A 21,316-nucleotide genomic window follows, 5' to 3' on the forward strand; every position below is an offset into this window, starting at 1 on the left:
TTGTGGGGGCTGTGTTTTTTTGACATTGCCTCAAACGGCAGATTCGTGTGAAAAATTGTGCACCTCAATGGCGGAGTTCATTTTTTATGAATATGAAAGTATAGAGACGAAAGGGCCGACAGCAAAAGGCGACTCAAAAAAATCAGAAGACAGTTGACAGATCTGTACCCCATGGCAGCCTGTCTCTTTCTGCATAATAAGGAGACAGGCATTCCAGTTTGTCCAATACTGACTGTTAGTGTGCAACAAGCACATGCCGTACCACGGTATAGTCTTCGAGGCCGTACATGGAAAGGTCCTTTCCATAGCCTGTCTGCTTCATACCACCGTGGGGCATTTCATTGGGCAGCATAAAGTGGGTGTTTACCCAGGTGGCACCGTACTGCAGTTTTGCTGCAACGGCATGGGCCTTGCCAACATCGTTGGTCCACACCGATGATGCCAGGCCATATTCCGAATCATTGCCAAGAGCTATGGCCTGCTCAACCGAATTATCAAAACGGGTAATTGAGACCACTGGTCCAAACGCCTCCTGCTGGACTATCTCGTCATCCTGAAGGGCGCCCTTGAGCACTGTCGGCTCATAAAAGAAACCAGGGCCGTCCACCTTCTTCCCCCCACACAAAACTTCAATATGCCCCGTGGCCACAGCACGCCGTACAAAGCCATCCACCCTCTCCCGATGTTTTGCTGTAATAAGCGGCGGAATCTCAGCATCTGGATCGCTGATATCACCATACTTAATGGTCCGGACAGCTCCTGCAAGTTTTTCCGCGAACTCATCATAGATCTTATCAGCGGCATAGACCCTGCACGCAGCGACACAGTCCTGACCGGCATTGTAATATCCATAAGTGCGGATTGTGTCGACCGCATTGGCAATATCAGCGTCATCAAAAATAATCACAGGGGCCTTACCGCCAAGCTCAAAATGTGTCCGCTTGAGGTTGCCCGCAGCAAGACGAAGCACTTCTTTACCGGTACCCACAGAACCGGTGACGGAAATCATGCGAACCCGCGGATGTTTTGCCAACTCAGCACCAACCTCAGGGCCGTTACCAGCTAGAATATTCAGAACTCCTGAAGGTAATATTTCCTGGAAAAGCGGTGCCAACTCAAGCATCGTAAGGGGCGTGTTTTCGGAAGGTTTAAAAACAACACAGTTTCCCGCCGCAAGAGAAGGTGCAATTTTCCATGCTGCCATCAGCAATGGATAGTTCCAGGGTGCGATCTGGGCAACAACGCCAACCGGATCGCGACGGATCATACTTGTCATGCCCTCAAAATATTCTCCGGCAGCTGATCCCGTAAGCAGACGGCAGGCAGAGGCATAAAAACGAAAACAATCGATGATAGCGGGAATCTCATCTTCTAGCATTCGTGCGTAAGGCTTACCGGTATCGAGGGACTCCAGACGCACCAGTTCTTCAGATCGGTTTTCAATTTCATCCGCTATCTTCATAAGAAGAGCACTGCGTTCTGCAGGAACTACGGAAGACCACGCTCCAAAAGCATTTTCCGCAGCCATCACGGCCTCATTGACCTGGGCAGCGCTTGCTCCCTTTATCTCCGCTATCTTTTCACCGTTTTGTGGATTTAGTATATTTTCGACACGTCCTTCTCCTTCAACAAGGGCGCCGTTAATCAAAATTTTTTGCTGCATGGGTTTCTCCATAATGTGATGCAATTTGTAAGAAAAGTTTACCGAATCAGCCCATCGGACCGTAACGCCTCGGTTGCTTTTTCAATACTGGAATCGAGTATCGATACCATCTCATCAATCCCGGCCTTATCGATGATAAGAGGGGGGGACAAAATTAAAAGCGCCTCATAAGGACGAACTATAAGACCCTGCTGATCACAGAACTGGTCTACAGCTTGCGCCGCTGTCATATCCTTTTTCTCGGCTGCTGTCTTATTACCACTGATATTGCATTCAACACAGGCCATCAGGTGATTCCCCCGAATCTCCCCGACAATTTCGTGGCGTTCGAGAGTTTTGAGTTGCCGGATAAAATACGGGCCGACATCCTGCACATGTTCACAGATGTTGTCCCTTTGCATCATCTCAACATTCTTGAGCGCTGCAGCGCAGGCAACCGGATGGCCGGAGTAGGTGTATCCGTTGGTAAAATAGGCTGTTTCAGGTGCATTGCTGCCCGATATGCGATCATACAAACGATCGGAGATAATCACCGCGCCCATGGGTTGATAGCCGCTGGTTATCCCCTTGGCCGTTGTGATGATATCGGGAACGATCCCCCACACAGGTTCTGCCGAGAAAAAATGCCCAAGCCTGCCGAAACCCGTGACAACCTCATCGAGGATATAAAGAATTTCATATTTCTCACAGACTTTTTTCATCGCCTTATGATAGCCGGGGGGCGGCACCAGTACACCACCTGAGCCCATAATCGGCTCAGCGATGAAGCAGGCAACCTTTTCAGGTCCGATTTCAAGAATCTTTTTCTCAAATTCATCGACAAGCTGATCACAGTACTCAGTAAGGGACAGCCCCTCGTCACGGCGGTATGGGTTCGGCCCGGTTACGTGATGAACTATATCAGACATATAATGAAAATATGTCCTGTCCACAGCTTTGCCGGACAGAGACGCCGTCAGGTACGAACTGCCGTGGTAGCTTTCAGTTCTTGAGATGATATGTTTTTTCTCGGGCCTGCCGAGAGCACTGAAATAATAGTGGCTAAAACGGACCGCAGAATCAACCGCACCGGAACCGCTGGTGGTAAAATGGACGCGGTTCAAATCTCCAGGAGCAAGCCCTGCCAGCACTTCTCCCAGTTCGGCAGAAAGATTATTTGTCATCGCGCCAAATGGCGTATAGTAGACAAGCTCTTCAGCCTGTTTGGCTATAACTTCCGCCATCTCCTGGTTACCGTATCCGATATTGACACACCACATGCCGGCAATACCGTCAAGATACCTTTTGCCGTCACTGTCATACACATGGCATCCCTCACCTCTCGTGATTATGTGATCTCCCTTGGTGGAAGCTGTAGCGAGGTCGGCCCATGGGTGAATCGTATGGCGTTTATCTTTGGTACTTAACTCTTCGGTGTTCACACGTGAGGTATTCATATACCCTTTCTCAATCAGCATGCCAGCGTCACAATTTCACTTGATTCACGGTCATGCTGCTGCAGTTGCTGTTCAATGTAGGCGAGCCCTTCTGGACTCACCTCTTCTTTACGACCAGTGATCCAGAAACGGCAATTTGGGGTTCCACACAAACATGGGAACTGTCTAAAAAGTATATCTTCAGTCTGTGCATAGTCCATGGTCAACGCTTGTCCGGTATCAATATCACGTAATGCCCACAGCTCAAACTCGGTCATATCAAGATAGATATTCGGTGCACAGGAATGAAGAAGGTAACCGGTGAAGTAGGGATCGAACATATGGGTTGTAGGAGTTACCTGCAAGGTGTGCTGCATTACAGTGGGAACGATGTTTCCCGTAATCCTGGCAACCATTTCTCCGCGCTTTAAATCTTTTCTGGTGTAGACGCCGGCACCTTTACCGTCTTCACGTCGACAGACCGTAAAATCTTCTTTTTTCGGGTAACCGTGATTCGTGTCCAGACCAAATTCATGAGGGTATATCAGCACTGTGATCCTCCTTTTTGTTGATTTATTTATTCAAACATTTACTCTTTTACCCTCATCTAACTGAGCAAAAGATATTCTGAAAATTCTCCTCGCATACAATGATTCGAACTCATGGAAGAGGTATATGCGCCGGCGTTAAGGAACGCCAGCAGATCCCCTTCTTCTATTGGTGGTGCCATAAGATCTTCAATGAGTACATCGAGGGCTTCGTTTATATTACCGGCAAAGGTTACCGGGGCTAGAGCAGCAGGCGCAAAACACTCCTCTTTTGGATTGGGCAGCCTACATAAAACCGGTTCACACGGTAGTTTGTAGTGCACCGGCTCCATCGTTAGATTAAAGCCGCCGTTTACGCCGACAAAACGTTTTCCAGCCTTTGTTTCTACAGTATTGACCTCCAGCACCAGCACTCCTGCATCTTTCACAATGTAGGTTCCCGGCTCGACGTTGATTTCATACGATGTATCTCCGAAAACCCGCTTTATTACAGAAGCCCATTCTGAGAGATCCAGGTATTCATCCTCTGCTGTAAGCGGTACACCGAGGCCTCCTCCGAGATTAATCGCCTCTACGGTTGGGATCGTTTCAATCATTGCCAGACATTCCCGGAGGATTTTCTCCCAAGCCGGGAGCTGATCATTCAGGTACCCGCAACCAGTATGAAAATGCACCCTGTCAATACGCAGATCATATTTCTCTGCGAGCTGGATAGCCTGTTCCAGTTCAGAAATGTATATCCCGAATTTGGTTGGTTTCTCCCCACTGTATCGGAGCAGCTCGTTCGAAGCGTATCCTGTGCCCATGGCAGGGTTGATACGGATGCCAATTGACCTGCCGGGAGTACGCTCGCCAATACGTCTAATCATGCTGCAGCCGTCGGCATTGAGTTTCAAATCGGGAAATTTTGTGAGGAAATCAAGATCTGTATTGGATACAGACGTTGCGGTGTAGGATATGTCTGAAGGATAAAATCCACAGCTCATTGCATGCCGCACTTCTGCCGGCGAGCAGACATCCACCCCGCATGCTGTGGATGACTTAATAAGTGTGAGCAACGGTCCAAATCGGTTGGCCTTCAGCGCATAGTAAATTCGGCTCGGCAACCCAGTATTTTCAAGAGCCCGGTGCACCCGCTCTATGTTTTCGAGAATTCTGTCAGCACTATACAAAAAAAGCGGTGTTCCGAGCTGCTCACCGAGTTTTTGTACATTTTTGCCCGCAAAGGTTACCTGATTATTCTCGTTATAGGCTAACCCTTTTCTCTCCCACCATAATTCCATGGACACATCACTCCAAAATTTTTTGTAGTTTTATCTGAACCTTATAGAGGCGAACAGAGCGAGGTCATTCACCGCATGCTTGCCCTCTTACCACAGTAGAGAACCGCCAGAATTTTCCTGACGGTATTACTCTATGCTATTGGAACTTTTTATTAGGCAACGGCCATTGCAGAAATGTCGAGAGCTTCCTGCAGCTGGCTGACCCTGTTGGTCTGTTCCCAAGGAAAGATATCTCTGCCGAAATGACCAGCCACAGCGGTCTGCCTGTAGCTCCAGCCGCGAGGAGTTGTCAATTCCAGGTCACGGGCGATGGATGCAGGACGGAAATCGAAGATTTCTCCAGCTTCAAGAACCTCTTGTATCTTCTCTTCCTCAACCTTGGCCGTACCAAAGGTATCGATATTAATACTGAGAGGCCTGGCAACGCCAATCGCATAGGCGACCTGGATTTCGCATTTCTCTGCAAGCCCTGCCGCAACAACATTTTTTGCTGCATATCGCGCATAGTAAGCAGCGGAGCGATCCACTTTGGATGGATCTTTTCCGGAGAATGCTCCACCACCGTGGCAACCGACACCACCATAGGTGTCGACGATTATTTTTCTTCCTGTCAAACCAGCATCCCCGTGGGGACCGCCAATGACAAATTTCCCGGTGGGATTAATAAAGAACTGGGTATCCTTGGTAATGAGTCCCGTTGGCGTGAGTACAGTTTTGGCGACTTCGATCAAGTCCTTGCGGATTATCTCAAGGTCTATATCAGCAGTCTGGTGTGAGATAACAATGGAGGTGATTCTGGTTGGCGTACCGTCAACATGTTCAACGGACACCTGGGTTTTTGCATCCGGACGAAGATATCCAATATGCCCATTCTTTCGAATATTCTGCAGGGCTTCCAGCAGCAGATGGCTGTAGTGAATTGGAGCTGGCATCAGAGACGGGGTTGAGCTTGTGGCATAACCGAACATCATCCCCTGATCACCGGCACCCTGTTCAGAAAAGAGCCCTGCACCTTCCAGCACACCCTGGGCAATGTCTGCTGACTGCGGATGGATATGGCAAAGATACTTAAATGTGTCGCAGGAGAAAAGAAGTTCAGCACGGTCATAGCCGATGTCCTTTACAACGTCTCTGGCGATTTTTTCAGGATCGATATTTGACCAGCCATTGCAGGTTATTTCTCCTAGGTTAACGACAAAGTCAGTGGTGACTGCAGTCTCACAAGCCACCTTGCTTTTGCTGTCTTGTTCAAGACAGGCATCAAGAATAGCGTCTGAGATCTGATCGCAAACTTTATCGGGATGTCCTTCACTAACTGATTCTGACGTAAAAACATGATTACTCTGCAGTTTACTCATAATGTTCCTTTCTATAGTACGTTTGTGTTCTCTCGATAGAGATTAACCGGGATACAGCTTTTGACGTTTGTAATGTCCTCACATCATACAGTTGGCAAATTGACAATTTTTCAAGGTAGCCTTTATGTAACGCGGACTATTCTGCGTAAACACGATACACGCACAATTTACATTGGACATTTTCCTCTTTCAGATAGTCTGTATCGAACCTGTTCAACAACTTCCACCTACCTTCTGACTCAAGTTTTTGCAGCCGCTCGGCATAGCCGTGGTCTTCATATGCGCCTTCCCGTACGGTAAAGCAAATTGTTCCGCCTGGTTTTGTGATTCGAACGAGTTCATCAAAACCGTCGGGTGTCACATGTCCATAGGTGAACGTTCCGGTGCAGACTATGGCATCGTATGTATTATCCTGGATATCAAGAGGCTTACTTAAATCGGCCTGCATATGGCGCGCATATATATTTTTGGCCTCAGCTTCTTTCAACATTTCTGCTGAATAGTCGAGAGCCTCGATTTGAGTATAACCATGCTCAACAAGCTGCTCACCAACGAGTCCGGTACCGCATCCGGCATCAAGAATCAGGCTGTTTCTATCGTCAACCACATCGGCAAGAGCTTTTGCCGTGGCAATATGAGCGACGTAACCGAAGGCACCGACAGTATCGTTTTCATACTGCTTGGCCCAGTCGCCGTACGCACTCATGAGTTCCTGATGGTTTGTGGCTGTGTAAACCCTGTCCAGTGTCTCATTATCGCTGATTTTTTCCTTGCCCATCTCATTTCCCTAGCTTTACTTCCCAGCGCTAATTTGAACTCTTCCGCTTGAATAACTTATTAACGCCTGTGTAATCTATTTTTTCATATACACCTGCTGTTTCCGCCGGCATATATTGCCAGGCGGAAACAGTTCTGAAAAAACGAACCGCTTAATACCGATAATGGTCCGGCTTGTACGGTCCATCGACGGAGACACCGATATAATCGGCCTGGTCTGCGGTCATTCGGGTAAGGGTTGCACCAAGTTTATCCAGGTGCAGCTGTGCTACTTCCTCATCGAGCTTTTTGTCGAGAATGTAGACACCAGCCGCTTTACTCTCCCTGTTGAGCCAGAGATCAATCTGGGCAAGCACCTGGTTGGTGAAGCTGTTTGACATAACAAAGCTTGGATGACCGGTTGCACATCCGAGGTTCACCAGCCGACCTTCTGCCAACAGATAGATGGAGTGCCCATCTTCGAAGGTATACTTATCAACCTGCGGTTTGATGGTTGTGCGTTGTACACCCGGCCAGTTATTGAGTGCATCCACCTGAATTTCGTTATCGAAGTGGCCAATGTTACAGACGATTGCCTGATCCTTCATCTTGCTCATATGCTCAGCGGTAATAATGTCTTTGTTACCGGTGGTGGTCACATAAATGTCAACAGTCGGCAAGGCCTGCTCAACAGTGCATACGGTGTAGCCCGCCATACATCCCTGCAGGGCACAGATGGGATCCACCTCTGAGACAAGGATTCTACATTTCTGCCCGGCAAGTGACTCGGCAGACCCCTTACCAACATCGCCAAAACCGCAAATCATTGCAGTTTTACCGGCAAGCATCACGTCCATAGCACGACACAGACCGTCAACGAGGGAGTGACGGCAGCCAAATACATTATCAAACTTGGATTTGGTAACAGAATCATTCACATTAATTGCCGGAACGAGCAGAGCACCTTCTTTCTGCATCTGGTACAACCGATGTACTCCAGTGGTGGTCTCCTCTGAAACACCCTTCCAGCTCTTGGCAGCACGGTGCCAGAATTCAGGATCTCCTGCATGGACACCGCCCAGAAGGGCCATAACAATATTGAGTTCATGGTTGCCGGTGTCTTCTTTCAGTAACTCAGGGTTCTTTTCAACATCTACACCCTTGTGAATCAACAGGGTTGCATCCCCGCCGTCGTCCACGATCAGTTGCGGGGTTTTTCCATCAGGCCAGGTCATGGCTCTAAACGTACACCACCAGTACTCTTCAAGGGTTTCACCTTTCCAGGCAAAAACAGGAATTCCTTCCGCCGCAATCGCTGCCGCGGCATGATCCTGTGTTGAAAAGATATTACAGCTTGCCCAACGTACATCGGCACCCAGGGCAACCAGTGTCTCGATAAGGACTGCGGTCTGAATAGTCATATGCAGACTACCCATAATCCTTACACCCTGAAGCGGCTTCTGCGGTCCATATTTTTCCCTTGTTGCCATCAGACCGGGCATCTCCTGCTCTGCTATTTCAATTTCCCGTCGTCCCCATTCGGCAAGATCGAGGTCAGCAACTTTGTAATCAGAAGCATCGTCGCCAATAGCTTCAGTCATAATGGTCTTAAAGTCGTTGGTACTTTTAGTTCCTGGTGCAGCTGGTCCATCAGCATCAAAAGACATTCTTCTTCCTCTTTGTAAGTTTACAGTATCCCCCTCACGGATGAGCCTTGCAGTGAGCAAACCTTTGCAGCTATATACTATAGCTGCAGGCCCAAAGAGCGGGTTCCACCTATTAACGATTCTTTGTTTATATCTGTTTTTAACTGGCAGAGATGCGTAACTCCTGCCACTGATTCTCGGGAAGGGTTGTACCTTCACAGGCTACAACGGCGCCACCAAGCAATGCTCCGATGGTGCCGCTCTCCTGCATGGACTTACCGGAAAGCAGACCATAGAGGAATCCTGCGGCCCAGAAGTCTCCGGCACCGGTCGTATCAATAACCTGTTCGACAATCGTTGCAGGTACATGACAACACTCTCCTGCGTGGCAGAGCAAGGCTCCTTTATCTCCAACCTTCACGGCAACCGTCTCGCAGAGTTCAGCCAGGGACTCGAGCCCTGTTTGCGGATTACTGCTGCCAGCAAACGCTTCCGCCTCTTCCTCATTGGCAAAAACAATGTCGACATATTCCGCCAAAAGCTCGTTGAGAATGGTCCGACTGGCATGGACGACCTCAAAAGAAGCCAGATCAACACTGATGGTGCAGCCTGCGGCCTTAGCGGCTTTGAGTGTTGCCAGCATGAGATCGGGATTGAAGAGAACATAGCCCTCAATATGCGCATGGCCGCAACCAACAAAGTCTTCCTTGCCCACATGTTCCGGTGCAAAGGTCATGGCAGCACCAAGATGGGTTCGCATGGTCCGTTCGGCATCCGGCGTAACCAGACTCAGACACTGTGCCGTTGGCAGATCGGGTATAACCCGGATAGCCGTGTCGTCGCCTCCAGCTTTCAGCAATTGGTCTCGGAAGAAATTACCGGCAGAATCATCACCAAGAGTGCCTAAGAAACGGCTGGGCATTCCCAAACGGGCCAGGGCAAAACTGGTATTACCTGCGCTACCACCCGGAGTGTAGTCTGGCTGGGTGGGAAGTTTTTCTGTGATATTAATTAACGTGGCTGAATCGACAAGCTCCATGCCGCCTTTTTCGCCACCTACTTTTTCTAGAAACCCTTCCTGCACCTGTATAACCTGGTCTACAACAGGTGATCCGACACATATGACAGGTTTCTTGGTATTACTCTCTTTCATGCTTTCTCCATTTCAAACATTACCTATGTTAACGCCGTTATAGTGCAGTTTGCAGCTAAAGTTAACTTGAGCTATATGCTTGCGATTGTATTGTTATGCGCTTTGTGTTGTTATGAAAGGTCCGCTATATCGGTCCTATTGAAGCAACAACTGCTCAGCGATGCACGACGGCTCATTTGCAATAGACAGGCCAGTATCAGTATCAACAACTACTTTTGAAGGCAAGAAAGGCAGGATAGCCTCTCATAACATGGGAATACGCCCTAATAGATTATTCTTAAAATATTGAAATTACAAATCTTCCAAAACAAGGAAAGAGAAGCAGTGGGCAATAAATGCCACCTTTTAACAGTATACAGAATAATATGAGCACATAGTTCCCATTCAGTACATTTTCTCAAAACTGACCGAAACAATTAACAGTAATTTTCCACATTAATAAATGCCCCCATAAAAACACCTAATAATATTGTTTTTATTGCATATTATAGATTTTTACAGTTCACTTATCAGGCATTCCCCCTTGTAATGTACTGGGAATATGTTATGTAAACTTTTTGCTCAAACTAACACAAAACACATCAATTCATAACCTCAACTAAAACTCCTAAACTTCATACAACATCACACTTCATATGGAAAATGACCCCCAAAAAATAAAAATTATCTGTGTTGATGAAGGGAGGGGACTTGCACAGCAGGTTAGAAGAATTTATCTGGAATCCCAATTACATCTGGCGTATGAACGATCCATTGAGGAAGTGGTTGATCGTTTTGAGCATGAATCTTTTGACATTATGCTTTTCTCAAGTTCTGTAACCCACCAGCAACCGTCATCGGCGCTTGAGATACTTGAGATAATCACAGCCAAATGCCCGGAGACACAAATCCTGTTTTTCGCCCATCCCGGGCGCCTCAAAATTGCTAATCAGGCCCTTCGAGCTGGTGCATTTCACTACTCCCTGCTGCCTGTCAGTGAAGAAGAGCTGAAGCTTCTCATTGAAACAGCGATGGAAAAGAAGCCTCAGCTTGGCCTGAACCTGCTACTCCGATCCGAGGTTGAAAAAACGACCTTTGAACAAATGGTTGGCCGTTCGACTTCCATGCACCAGGTATACCGCCAGATCCGACAGGCGGCGGCAACGGACATCCCTGTCCTCATTTCTGGCGAGACAGGAACGGGGAAAGAACTGGCAGCACAGGCAATCCATGAATTAAGCGATCGTGCAAATGAACCGTGTATTCCTGTACACATCGGCAGCCTACCCTCCGACCTTGTTGCCAGCGAACTCTTTGGCCATGAGGCGGGAGCGTTTACCGGCGCAAACGAAATACGCAAAGGCTGTTTTGAACTGGCTGTTGGAGGCACCATATTTCTTGATGAGATTGCTACAATTGACCAGAAAATGCAGGTAAGTCTATTGAGGCTTCTCGAAACAAAATCGTTCCACCGCCTCGGCAGTCAGACCGATATCGATGTCGATGTGCGGGTTATTGCCGCTTCCAATGCAGATCTCATGAGTGAAATTCGCAGGGGCAGGTTTCGTGAAGACCTCTATTATCGGCTCGATGTACTACACATTATCATGCCGCCGCTGAGTGAACGTCACGGGGATCTCCACCTGCTAGTGGACCATTTTATCAAGCAGTCATGTGAAGAGTTTCAAAAGGTTATTCGCGGTATCAGCTCCAACTTTTTCAGCTGTATAGAGTCCTATAACTGGCCAGGCAACGTGCGTGAGCTTAAAAATGTCATCCAGCGGGCTGTCATCAACTGTCAGGAGGAAATTTTAGATATTATCCATCTCCCTAAACGTTTAATGAACAGTCAGTATGATGATATCACCATACCCATTCGCGTCGGAATGCGCCTTTCTGAAGTGGAAAAAGAAGTCATTACCAGAACTCTGGAATACACTAGGTATAACCGTACCAGTGCAGCAGAAATCCTGGGTATCTCCCGCCGCGCCCTGTATAATAAAATCCAGAAACTCAACGCAGGCAATTTCTGAGTTGTTAAAATTTTACTCTACTTACGAACATCCTCATAGCAGAAGTGTAAAGGTGATTGGCATCACACTGAGTAATGCCTGTCAGAGGAAATCTTTGATTATCAGGGCATACACAGCCCGCGGACAGAAACGATTTCGTTGTTTGAATTACATCTGAATATGAGCAAGAAGGGAAATGGCAATGCAAACCTATCATCAGGGAAGGTTACTTTACATTATTCCAGCTCCCCCATTGGAGTGATGGAGGAACTATAAGGTCAACCTGGTTTGGGATGCTACTGAATTACTTCTGCGGAGAGCCGGCCATCAGGAATGAGATGCCGGGGGATGAAGTCTGTAAATAAAATTGTGTAACTGCTTACAATCAATTAACTTCGCAAAGAAAAGGACATCGCTCCTATCGTTCACCTTCCTGTAAAGCGATTACTTATCACCTTCTTTCTTCTTCATTGATACATCAGGTTTCTGCGTGAGTTTTTCTCAACCATGTCATGATATCATCATATGATGGCGGAGTGATTAGAAACACTTCAATATCTTTCGGAAATTCAAGTTCAACCCTTTCTTCATCTTTCATTATTAGCAGCCCTGATTCTGCTTCAGAGAGGTTTTTCTCAATAATATCCAGAAAATGTTGAAGTCTCTTTTCTGAATACTCTTTGTAGAATTCTAAGACTTTATTGAAGACCTCGTTTGTAAAAACAACACTTAAGCAGCTCCCCCAGTCAGTATATGGTCCCAGTATTTCCTTACTTTCCAAAGGTAACAGTGCGGCACCTTCTTTCATCTTCTTCTCAATAATTATTGAAAGGTGTCTATCTATTTTCGACAATACACTCAGGGCCTCATCTCCATGCTGATAAATCATTTCGCAAAAAATCTTCTCTATCTTCCCTGCTACTTCAATCTTTTCTATATGCTGAATCACCTCATACCAGTAGTGTTCAATAAGGTTGTTAAAATCATCCGACGCATCTTCAAAAGAATAAATATTCGCAATACAATATAGTTTTCTTTTTCCGGCAAACTCCGCTGCATCAGGTTTTTGAATCTTTCCTAGTTGCACCATTTTAAAACTCCCCTTTTCTTATGAAAAATTAGAAAAAGCTTAACCACTCAGGTTTCATGATTGAGTTAACTATCCAGTTTCCAGACCAAAACCAGGTTTTTCAAAGTCTACGCTTATCTGATCCAGATCGAGGCATGTGAAATTTTTTTCCGCAGGCATATAAATGATATCTCGGAGTCTCGTACCTCACTTACCGGAGGACAAAATTTTGAACATAACGAAGATATTGCCAAAAGAGCCGTTTTTAGATGGTAACTATCAAAATGAAGAATTTGTAATCAACACCTTCTTCCATGATTGTAGTATTATAACAGCAACAGCGCTTGATCGGAATGAATAGAGTATCGACCATCCGGATCGCCTGAAATACAGTAACTTTATCGTAGATTTTTTTGAAATAACAATATTGGAGGGCCAGGACTACCACAGACAATTTACGTTTCTGATGACTTCCTGCCTGTAACAATGTTTGCTTTAGAATATCAGCAAGATGGTTAAAAGGACTCAGCTCGCCGATCTGGTTGTCCGAAGTTGCCCACTTAAAAAAGAAGTCTTGGGGTCGCCGCTTTAGACTAGAGGCTATATTGCCGTAAATCAGGGTAATATTACAGACGAGTTGAGCCAACAGTATATCGAAGAATAAGTGGATTCTTCGATTCACAAATCAGTTGATTTCGATTTGACGTAAGGATGCTGCAAATTCATTGAGGCTGTATGGCTTTTTGATCGCACCGATAAAACCGTGATCTCCATACTGCGATAGAATAGGATCGTTGGAGTATCCACTTGATACAATCAGGCGAGCCTCCGGAAACTCAGTGAGAATTTTTTTAGCTGTCTCCTTACCACCCATACCACCAGGAATAGTGAGATCAAGGATTACAATGAAGAATGGATTCTTCGACTTAAATGCCTGCCTGTAGAGTTCAACAGCTTTTTCCCCTTCATCGCATGTTGTTACCGAGTAGCCCAAATGCTTGAGGATCGACTCAGCAATTTCCAAAACTACAGCTTCGTCATCCATTACGAGAACCGCGCCATCGTTTTGACCTCCGTACTCCACGGGGAAGTCTTGATCCTTTTCATTTGAATAGACATGGGCAGTTGATGGCAGAAAAACGGTAATAAGCGTGCCTTCGGCTTCCGCAGAAGAGATGTCGATATGCCCTCCATGCTTGGTTACGATGGAAAAGGCAGAAGCAAGACCCAAACCATTCCCTGACGGTTTCGTAGTGAAATACGGATCAAAAACCTTCGAGATGATACTTTGCGGAATTCCAAAACCTTCATCTTCAAATGTAAAGCGCACATATTCCCCGACCGGCAGGGATAGCCTATTACCTTCTGAGAGCGTGGTGTTCCTGGCGGCTACGGTTAATGTACCGCCTCCTGGCATGGCTTGTACAGCATTGAGAAGCACATTTCTAAATACCTGACTCATTTGCCCTTCATCCGCTTCAAAGGCATGGACCGTATCCGGTATGTTGACTACAGCTTTAACACTTGAGCCGCTGAGGACGATGGATAGGGAATCCTCAATGAGAGCGTGGGGCGAAACAATCCTTTTTATCGGCTCGCCCCCCTTGGCAAATGTCAGCAGTTGGTGAGCAAGTTCTCCGGCACGAACTGCTGCTTTTTCTGCAGCGGTAATCGATTGAAGAGATGCGTGTCCGTCTTCAAGATGTACTTTTGCCATGGAAGTGTTGCCTATGATGCCAGTGAGAATATTGTTGAAATCATGCGCTATTCCCCCCGCAAGAACACCAAGGGATTCCAGTTTCTCAATTTTCAACATTTCTTTTTCGTATTGTTTGCGCTGTGAAACGTCACGTGAGATGGATATAATGTGAGGTTCACTATTGATGGGGATAATCCGTGCGGACATCAGGCCGGTAATGGACTTACCATCCTTTCGTCGAAAAACCGCTTCCAGGTTTTCGCAGTAGCCATCTGTACGCAGAATCTCCACCAGCCTGTCACGGTCAGTTATATCATCCCAAATATTGAGTTCTAAAGATGTCTTACCTATGACGTCTTCACTCGTATATCCCATGATTCGCGTAAACCCGTCATTAATATCTACATAGAGCCCATCCTTGAGACGGTTTATATTGATTGCATCCGGGCTGGAGCTGAAAGTCAGACGAAATTTATCCTCACTTTCCCGCTGCTGATCTTCCATTCGCTTACGATCAGTGATGTCTCGACCGATGCCAAGGACTCCAATCAGCTTCCCGTCACTATCATACATAGGGGTCTTAATCGTCTCCAACAGGGCGTGCCGCCCATCATCCGCATAGGTGATCCACTCTTCGTTTGTACTCGGTCCGCCTGCCTCCATCGCCTTATGATCATGCTCACGAAAGAAATCCGCTAGTTCCGTGTCTACAAAATCATAATCAGTTTTGCCTATGATCTCAGTCTGTTTAGCCCCAAAAAATCTCTCAAACTTGAGGTTACATGACAAGTACACGCCATGTTCATCTTTTAACCACACCAGGTCAGGAATGGTTTGTACCAATGTATTGAGCTGATTTTCACTTTTATGCAGGGCAACTGTAGATTGATGAATCTTGCGGTTGAACCGGATTATTAAGACATAGAGCAGAAGCGATGTGCAGCAAATAAACAAGATCCCCTTAAAAATTGCTATCCAGGTTATGACATCAGGATCCTGGACAAACCAATGCACAATTGAATCAGAGAAATAAATCCAGATGCAGCCAAAAATTGCATACAGGAAAACTATTTTAAATATTTCCAGGTGATTACTTGAGGTCATTGCCAACTACTCCAGATTATCTAAATTTCGACAAACCCACTATCTTAATTATTCAAGGCGATTTTCACTACTACATGTCAGTTGGATACAGAAAGAGAAGTCTTATTCGTAGGATAAATTTATATATAATATCGGCAAGCCCCCACGGCACGAATACCCGTCATGAGTACGGTTCCTTCATTGACATGTCAGAGAGAAAATCGAGCTCATGTTCGATGCAGCCATCTTATCAACCTGCGAGAGCAAATGATGTTTTGATATCATTTGTCTGTATAATCTTCCCTTACTGAATTCTGGCCAATTTTATGCGAGAATCACTTATCATGTTGAATCCTCGCAGCCAATTAAACTATGCAGACCTGTTGACTGACCATGAAATAGAGCATCTTTTTGCAGAATACTACCACCTGCTCCTCTCAAGAAAAAGGTAAATCTGTTGTAAACTTTCACGCACCAGCGCTGCCACTATATATGTCTCCATATTGGAGAACCCATGCGAGAGCGACAAATGGTTGCTACTGAGCCCGATCAACACCATGCAACTCACTGATACTACTTTTTTTTCACCAATTAACGCAATCATGCCTGTGCAATAAATAGTGAATTACTGTCGCAGTATCCTTACAAGCACCTCAAAGTGCGATTACTCATAGTTCTGCCGATCCTGTTGAGCCTCATCCTCACCTCTGCCATGAGCAATCAAAACTTTACTGATGAAACAGCCGAGACACCTCACATACTGCTAATCAACCCGTATCACACCGGCTACAGTTGGAGTGATGAAATTGAAGAGAGGATAAGTGAGTGGAAGCGGGCGTTCGCCAGCGGATCCCATATGCCGTCAAACAGATCGAGAACAAGATAGAGCACGATTATGCTCCCCCTTATCGAGCAAGAGGGGAGCCCAAAATCTCAGACCTGCTGACAAATAAAAGCAGCGTAAATGTCTGTGTTTATAATAGTAATGTTTCCAGAGTAAATGGTTTACATCATACAGGATTTGGAAATTCAGAATTCTGTCACTACCGCATATCGACCGGTACTCGGTAAACCTTACCAGGGACTAATGAAAGATACGGGTTCCCATGAACTAACATCTTAGTTCAGACAGTGTTCTTGAGAGGTCCTCAATATTGAATGGTTTTGAGAGTACCGCTGAAAAGCCATAGTCACGGTAGTTCGCCATTATAGGATCATTTGCATAACCGCTAGATACGACAACCAATATTTCGGGATCCAACTGTTTAAGCTGCTGAATGGCATCTTTACCTCCTATCCCACCGGGTATGGTCAGGTCCATAATAACCAAGTCATACCTGCTTTCTTCAGTTAGGCGTTCTTCGTACATTTTTACCGCTGTTTCACCTTCACTCGCGAATTCCACATTGTATCCAAGTGATATGAGCATTTTCCCGGTAACATCTTTGACAAGATCCTCATCATCGACAACAAGAACCGTACCAGATCCCTTTGTGATGCATTGATTGTAGTGTCCGGCTGTTTCAGCTTCGCGATTCGAGGCAGGAAGATAGACACTGAAGGTCGAGCCTTTTCCTTGTTCGGAGTTGACCTGAATCTGCCCGTTATGCTTTTTGACGATGGAATAGGCAGAGGCCAGCCCCAGACCACTCCCACCTGTTTTGGTTGTAAAATAGGGGTCAAAAATTTTGGCGAGAGAAGTCCTGTCTATGCCTGACCCACTGTCCTTAACAGAAATACAAATATATTTGCCGGGTTCAAGGAGCAGGCCATCACTCTCTCTCACGATGACATTTTCAGAGACCACCTCAATTGTTCCCCCGCCCGGCATGGCCTGACTGGCATTGATGACCAGATTGTGCAGGACCTGACTAATCTGCCCCTCATCGGCCTCCACCGACCAGAGATTTTCCTCAGTAAATTGCTCACACCGGCAATTCGAACCGGCCATGGCGAACATGGCCGATTCCTCAATGATCTTGATGAGTGAGGTAAGCTTTCTGACAGGCTCGCCTCCTTTGGAAAAGGTCAGGAGTTGCGCGGTTAAATCTTTTGCTCTCAGAGAGGCTTTTTCTGCCGTATCAAGCTTCGTCAATACCTCTTCATTTTCATTAGTTACAAGCTTCGCCAGAGAGATATTGCCGAGTATCCCAGTGAGAAGGTTGTTAAAATCATGGGCGATACCTCCGGCAAGAATACCCACGGACTCAAGCTTGTGGGCTTTTATCAATTCTTCCTGCAACTTCACACTCTCACTGATATCGCGAAAAACCAGAATGGCTCCCAGGGCAATACCTTTGACATCAAAAATCGGAGCACCACTGGTTGAGATGACACGCTCAATATTCTGATGCCGTGACAGGAGTCGAGTCTGATCGGCAAAGCCATTAGTACTCCCCGTTTGAAGTCGCACAAGAATATCATTGTAATCATAGCGGTGTTCACCAATCACTTCGCCAACGATTGAAAAAATTTTGTAAAACGGCTGCCCGAGAGCATCTTCCTGGCTCCAGCCGGTCAACTCCTCTGCCACCTTGTTAAGAAGTGTGATACGTCCTTCAGTATCAGTACATATAACGCCATCACCAATAGAGCGAAGAGTAACAGCCAACCTTTCCTTTTCAGTGAAGAGCTCCTCCTGGGATTTCTTGATTTTAATCAGGTTCTCATTGAGATTCGTATATGTTGAAGAGAGATTTACCGACATCTCCCGAAAAGACTCTGTAAGATGCGATATTTCATCACTGCTTTTCAAGGATGGCAGGGCAGCATCCCAGTTACCATGACTGATTTCATCGGCAGTCATTGCCAACTGACGAATTGGCCGGATGATCCTGTTAGTAGACCAAATCAGATAAGATGTGCCAGCCGCGAGACTGATGCCCATAATTACCAGAACGCTTTTGAGAAAAGTCCTCCTCATTTCCAACAGCTTCTCATTATCCTCATAAAGGATGAGCAACCAGCCCCACTCATCATAACTTCCATAACAGAAAAAGCGTGACTTACCCTGGTAAATGCGGCTGAGTGTACCTGAAGTATTTGCCGTTAATCGTTTTAAGAAAGTCAGGTCATCAATACCTACAGGGCCATTCAAAAGCGGAGCACCATTATCCTTTTGTACAATAATCAGTGTACCGCTATCCTCTTCGGAGTTGTATTTTTCTCTAAGTTCATTCAGCAGGTCTCTCTGGGCCGCCAGGCGATAACTCTCGACACCAAAAACGCCACTCTGTTTCAATACATTTACCGCAGTCCGCATATCCGCCTGCAGTGTATTGATTTCCTTCATCATCAACTTGCGGTTCAACTCATAACTTATTTTTGTAATTGCGGTACCGCCAGCAATGACAATAGCAAGTGAGACAAGAAGCAGGATCCCCAGTGAAGTGAGATTAATTTTATAATGTAATTTCATTGCATATGGTGCAAACAGGAGAGAACCAGGTTACTGGTTATTGTTCCTGAAGAAGCGTTTCCTGGCCAATTACCACATCGCTGTCTCTCAAAATCGAGATCGGGATAACTATATCAGCTGCTTTTGCCATTTTCAGATTGATAGTTGAGCGGTTGAGCCGGTTTTTTTGTAATGGTAGTTCCGCTGGATTTTTGCCGCTAAGAATATCAAGTGCAGTTTTCGCCGCGTAATTTCCCTGTTCACCAGGTGATTTGGCAAGGGTAAAAATGACAAACCTGCTCATAAAATCAAACACGCCGCCAGTGGGAATACGAATGTTATTTGCTATGAATTGTTCTGCAACATCAGCGTCCCAGTCTGATATACCGGCATGATTTGGAATAATAAGGATATGAACCTCATCCTGAGCTTTGAGGAATTGACGTTTGAACTCCTTCATTGAATCAACATAATAAGGCACAAGACTGTTATTAAAAATTCTCTGGTTGTAAATAGAGACAATTTTGTGTTCTGTCTCAACATCACCGCCAAGATACCCAATTTTCTCGCCTTTGGCATATTTTTTCATTAGCCGGACAAGTTCTTCAATGGGCTCAACTTCTATCATTCCGGTAACATTGGTTGCAGGGTAACCATACATGGACGCGTCCCAGTTGACACCGCAGAATACCACCGGTATTTCCTCAGCCAAAAGATAGGGCACAACGAGATATTTTTGGGCATTATCATCTGAAGCAATAATGACATCCGGCTGAAAGGTGCTGATCTGCCGGAAAGCCTCCCTGGCTGCATTTTCTCCAAAGACAGGGGCCTGATTACGCTTCGTGTCCAGACGAAGAACCTGCAACTCGACCCCTTTGTCAACGAGAACCTCACGGACCCCCTTTTCAACTCCATCACTCCATTCGTATCCCTGATGGTAGGAATCTATCCACATGATCTTTTTGTCGTTATAGACCTGTTCCTTTTTTATCCCACTTGCTGCGAACTCTGTATACGCATCGCGTCCAATGACCTCAGCTGTTTTGAGTAGAGACAGGGGGAAGGTGATGTCAGCGCTCTTGGCCATTCTCAGGTTAACTGTTAACTGGATCTTCTTGCTTGTGGCCAGAGGTATATCAACAATTTCCTTCCCAGCCAGGATCTGCAAAACAGTATTCGCGGCATATTCCCCATGTTCCTCCGAGAGTTTCCCAAGAGTATAAACAGTGAGGTGTTTAAGAAATTGCAGCAAAGCACCCGTCGGAATCCTGGTGTTATTGGCGATAAAGTTTTCCGCCTCGATATCGTCCCATCCCTGCAACCCCACATAGTTATAAACAATCAACATGTCGACATCATCCTGAGCACGAAGAAACTGATCTTTGAACTCCTGAAAGGTCTTCACCAGGTAGCTAACCATGTCACCATTAAAAAACCTCTCATTGATAATTTCACTCATTTTTCGGGCGGTTTCGACATCGACACTCAGGAAACCGACCTTTGTACCTTTGGCATCTTTCTGCATATGTGAGACAAGCAAATCAACCCTGTCGATTTCAATCATGCCGGTCACATTCCCGGTCGGATATCCGTACGTAGAAACATCCCCGTTGACACCGCTGAAAACAACCGGAAGAGCGGTATCTTTTAAATAAGGAACAACGAGATACTTTTGGGCATTATCATCTGTCGCGATGACAAGGTCAGGCTGTATTCGTTGAACCTCCTTCAATGCCTTCAAACCTGCATCGACACCAAAATCTTCAGAATCATTGAGCTTCGTATTCATCCGAAAGATGTACAATTGTGCTCCGGCATGATGGAGTGCCTTCTTTATCCCTGTCTCAATACCATCACTCCAGGGATACCCTTTGTGATATGAATCGACCCAGAGGATCTTTTTACCCGTTATATTCACATCTTTTTTGGAAGAAGATGCGTGCACCACAGATAATCCCAAAAGTAATAGTACGTTCAAAAAGACAATAAACTTTCGAAATATGGTGTGCTCCGTTGTCATAATCACTTCACTTTCATAGTATTGATGCGACTGGCATATTATTGAATTACCAGGTAATGAAATTCAACCATACCCCAATAATTTCATCAAGTCCCCCACAGACCTGTAGTTTTTGTTTAATATGTGCAAAAAATTCGACTTAGTAATGGTAGTTCCAAAATGTTTGTGATAGTTTTTTAAAGTGACTCATTGTCTCACGCTTCTTCCTTATGGTAGAGGCAACATTATTGAT

14 protein-coding genes are annotated in these 21,316 nt (G+C 45.9%); 1 reads left to right on the top strand and 13 read right to left on the bottom strand.

The features are described 5' to 3' along the window. Positions 1-235: 235 nt before the first annotated feature. The 8 genes from GA520_RS13010 to GA520_RS13045 all read right to left on the bottom strand — a co-directional run bounded on the left by GA520_RS13010 (position 236) and on the right by GA520_RS13045 (position 9,822). On the bottom strand, positions 236-1,663 hold the full coding sequence (locus GA520_RS13010; protein WP_163340759.1) for a gamma-aminobutyraldehyde dehydrogenase: 1,428 nt from the start codon (positions 1,661-1,663) through the stop codon (positions 236-238). A gap of 38 nt (positions 1,664-1,701) precedes the next feature. Next, positions 1,702-3,099 (bottom strand): aminotransferase, encoded by a 1,398-nt coding sequence (locus GA520_RS13015; RefSeq protein ID WP_163340760.1) that lies wholly within the window; start codon positions 3,097-3,099, stop codon positions 1,702-1,704. Between the two features lie 14 nt (positions 3,100-3,113). Then, entirely contained in the window at positions 3,114-3,629 is a 516-nt protein-coding gene (locus tag GA520_RS13020) for an SET domain-containing protein (protein WP_163340762.1), read from the bottom strand. A 56-nt stretch (positions 3,630-3,685) separates the two neighbouring features. After that, positions 3,686-4,909 carry a diaminopimelate decarboxylase gene (locus tag GA520_RS13025; protein WP_163340764.1) on the bottom strand — a complete coding sequence of 408 codons (1,224 nt, stop codon included), beginning with the start codon at positions 4,907-4,909 and terminating at the stop codon, positions 3,686-3,688. A 152-nt stretch (positions 4,910-5,061) separates the two neighbouring features. Further along, on the bottom strand, positions 5,062-6,267 hold the full coding sequence (metK, locus tag GA520_RS13030) for a methionine adenosyltransferase (RefSeq protein ID WP_163340766.1): 1,206 nt from the start codon (positions 6,265-6,267) through the stop codon (positions 5,062-5,064). A 136-nt stretch (positions 6,268-6,403) separates the two neighbouring features. Further along, on the bottom strand, positions 6,404-7,045 hold the full coding sequence (locus tag GA520_RS13035; protein ID WP_163340768.1) for a class I SAM-dependent methyltransferase: 642 nt from the start codon (positions 7,043-7,045) through the stop codon (positions 6,404-6,406). A gap of 151 nt (positions 7,046-7,196) precedes the next feature. Beyond that, positions 7,197-8,624: an adenosylhomocysteinase gene (gene ahcY, locus GA520_RS13040; RefSeq protein WP_163340802.1), complete on the bottom strand. Its 1,428-nt coding sequence runs from the start codon at positions 8,622-8,624 to the stop codon at positions 7,197-7,199. Between the two features lie 205 nt (positions 8,625-8,829). Continuing rightward, the gene (locus GA520_RS13045; protein ID WP_163340770.1) at positions 8,830-9,822 is read right to left on the bottom strand and encodes an adenosine kinase; all 993 of its coding nucleotides are present in this window, start codon (positions 9,820-9,822) and stop codon (positions 8,830-8,832) included. Positions 9,823-10,457: 635 nt separating this feature from the next. Here GA520_RS13045 and GA520_RS13050 point away from each other — a divergent pair. Next, a complete protein-coding gene (locus tag GA520_RS13050; protein ID WP_163340772.1) occupies positions 10,458-11,834 on the top strand; it encodes a sigma-54 dependent transcriptional regulator in 1,377 nt (458 codons plus the stop codon). Positions 11,835-12,291: 457 nt separating this feature from the next. On the opposite strand, the gene GA520_RS13055 is transcribed toward GA520_RS13050, so the two are convergent. The 5 genes from GA520_RS13055 to GA520_RS13075 form a co-directional block, all read right to left on the bottom strand. Continuing rightward, positions 12,292-12,903 (bottom strand): hypothetical protein, encoded by a 612-nt coding sequence (locus GA520_RS13055; protein ID WP_163340774.1) that lies wholly within the window; start codon positions 12,901-12,903, stop codon positions 12,292-12,294. Positions 12,904-13,147: 244 nt separating this feature from the next. Beyond that, a complete protein-coding gene (locus GA520_RS13060; RefSeq protein ID WP_163340776.1) occupies positions 13,148-13,564 on the bottom strand; it encodes a hypothetical protein in 417 nt (138 codons plus the stop codon). Between the two features lie 3 nt (positions 13,565-13,567). Beyond that, a complete protein-coding gene (locus GA520_RS13065; protein ID WP_163340778.1) occupies positions 13,568-15,685 on the bottom strand; it encodes a PAS domain-containing sensor histidine kinase in 2,118 nt (705 codons plus the stop codon). Positions 15,686-16,775: 1,090 nt separating this feature from the next. Further along, entirely contained in the window at positions 16,776-19,082 is a 2,307-nt protein-coding gene (locus GA520_RS13070; RefSeq protein ID WP_163340780.1) for an ATP-binding protein, read from the bottom strand. A gap of 37 nt (positions 19,083-19,119) precedes the next feature. Continuing rightward, the gene (locus GA520_RS13075) at positions 19,120-21,084 is read right to left on the bottom strand and encodes an ABC transporter substrate-binding protein (protein ID WP_163340782.1); all 1,965 of its coding nucleotides are present in this window, start codon (positions 21,082-21,084) and stop codon (positions 19,120-19,122) included. Between the last annotated feature and the right edge of the window lie 232 nt (positions 21,085-21,316).

It is taken from the genome of Desulfopila sp. IMCC35008 (assembly GCF_010646885.2).
Classification (GTDB): domain Bacteria; phylum Desulfobacterota; class Desulfobulbia; order Desulfobulbales; family Desulfocapsaceae; genus Desulfopila.

Excerpts from the sequence above, each read along its gene's own strand:
- GA520_RS13025 (WP_163340764.1), bottom strand. The coding sequence starts at position 4,909 with ATGGAATTATGGTGGGAGAGAAAAGGGTTAGCCTATAACGAGAATAAT.
- GA520_RS13015 (WP_163340760.1), bottom strand. The coding sequence starts at position 3,099 with ATGAATACCTCACGTGTGAACACCGAAGAGTTAAGTACCAAAGATAAA.
- GA520_RS13010 (WP_163340759.1), bottom strand. The coding sequence starts at position 1,663 with ATGCAGCAAAAAATTTTGATTAACGGCGCCCTTGTTGAAGGAGAAGGA.
- ahcY (WP_163340802.1), bottom strand. The coding sequence starts at position 8,624 with ATGACTGAAGCTATTGGCGACGATGCTTCTGATTACAAAGTTGCTGAC.
- metK (WP_163340766.1), bottom strand. The coding sequence starts at position 6,267 with ATGAGTAAACTGCAGAGTAATCATGTTTTTACGTCAGAATCAGTTAGT.
- GA520_RS13035 (WP_163340768.1), bottom strand. The coding sequence starts at position 7,045 with ATGGGCAAGGAAAAAATCAGCGATAATGAGACACTGGACAGGGTTTAC.
- GA520_RS13045 (WP_163340770.1), bottom strand. The coding sequence starts at position 9,822 with ATGAAAGAGAGTAATACCAAGAAACCTGTCATATGTGTCGGATCACCT.
- GA520_RS13075 (WP_163340782.1), bottom strand. The coding sequence starts at position 21,084 with ATGACAACGGAGCACACCATATTTCGAAAGTTTATTGTCTTTTTGAAC.
- GA520_RS13070 (WP_163340780.1), bottom strand. The coding sequence starts at position 19,082 with ATGAAATTACATTATAAAATTAATCTCACTTCACTGGGGATCCTGCTT.
- GA520_RS13065 (WP_163340778.1), bottom strand. The coding sequence starts at position 15,685 with ATGACCTCAAGTAATCACCTGGAAATATTTAAAATAGTTTTCCTGTAT.
- GA520_RS13055 (WP_163340774.1), bottom strand. The coding sequence starts at position 12,903 with ATGGTGCAACTAGGAAAGATTCAAAAACCTGATGCAGCGGAGTTTGCC.
- GA520_RS13050 (WP_163340772.1), top strand. The coding sequence starts at position 10,458 with ATGGAAAATGACCCCCAAAAAATAAAAATTATCTGTGTTGATGAAGGG.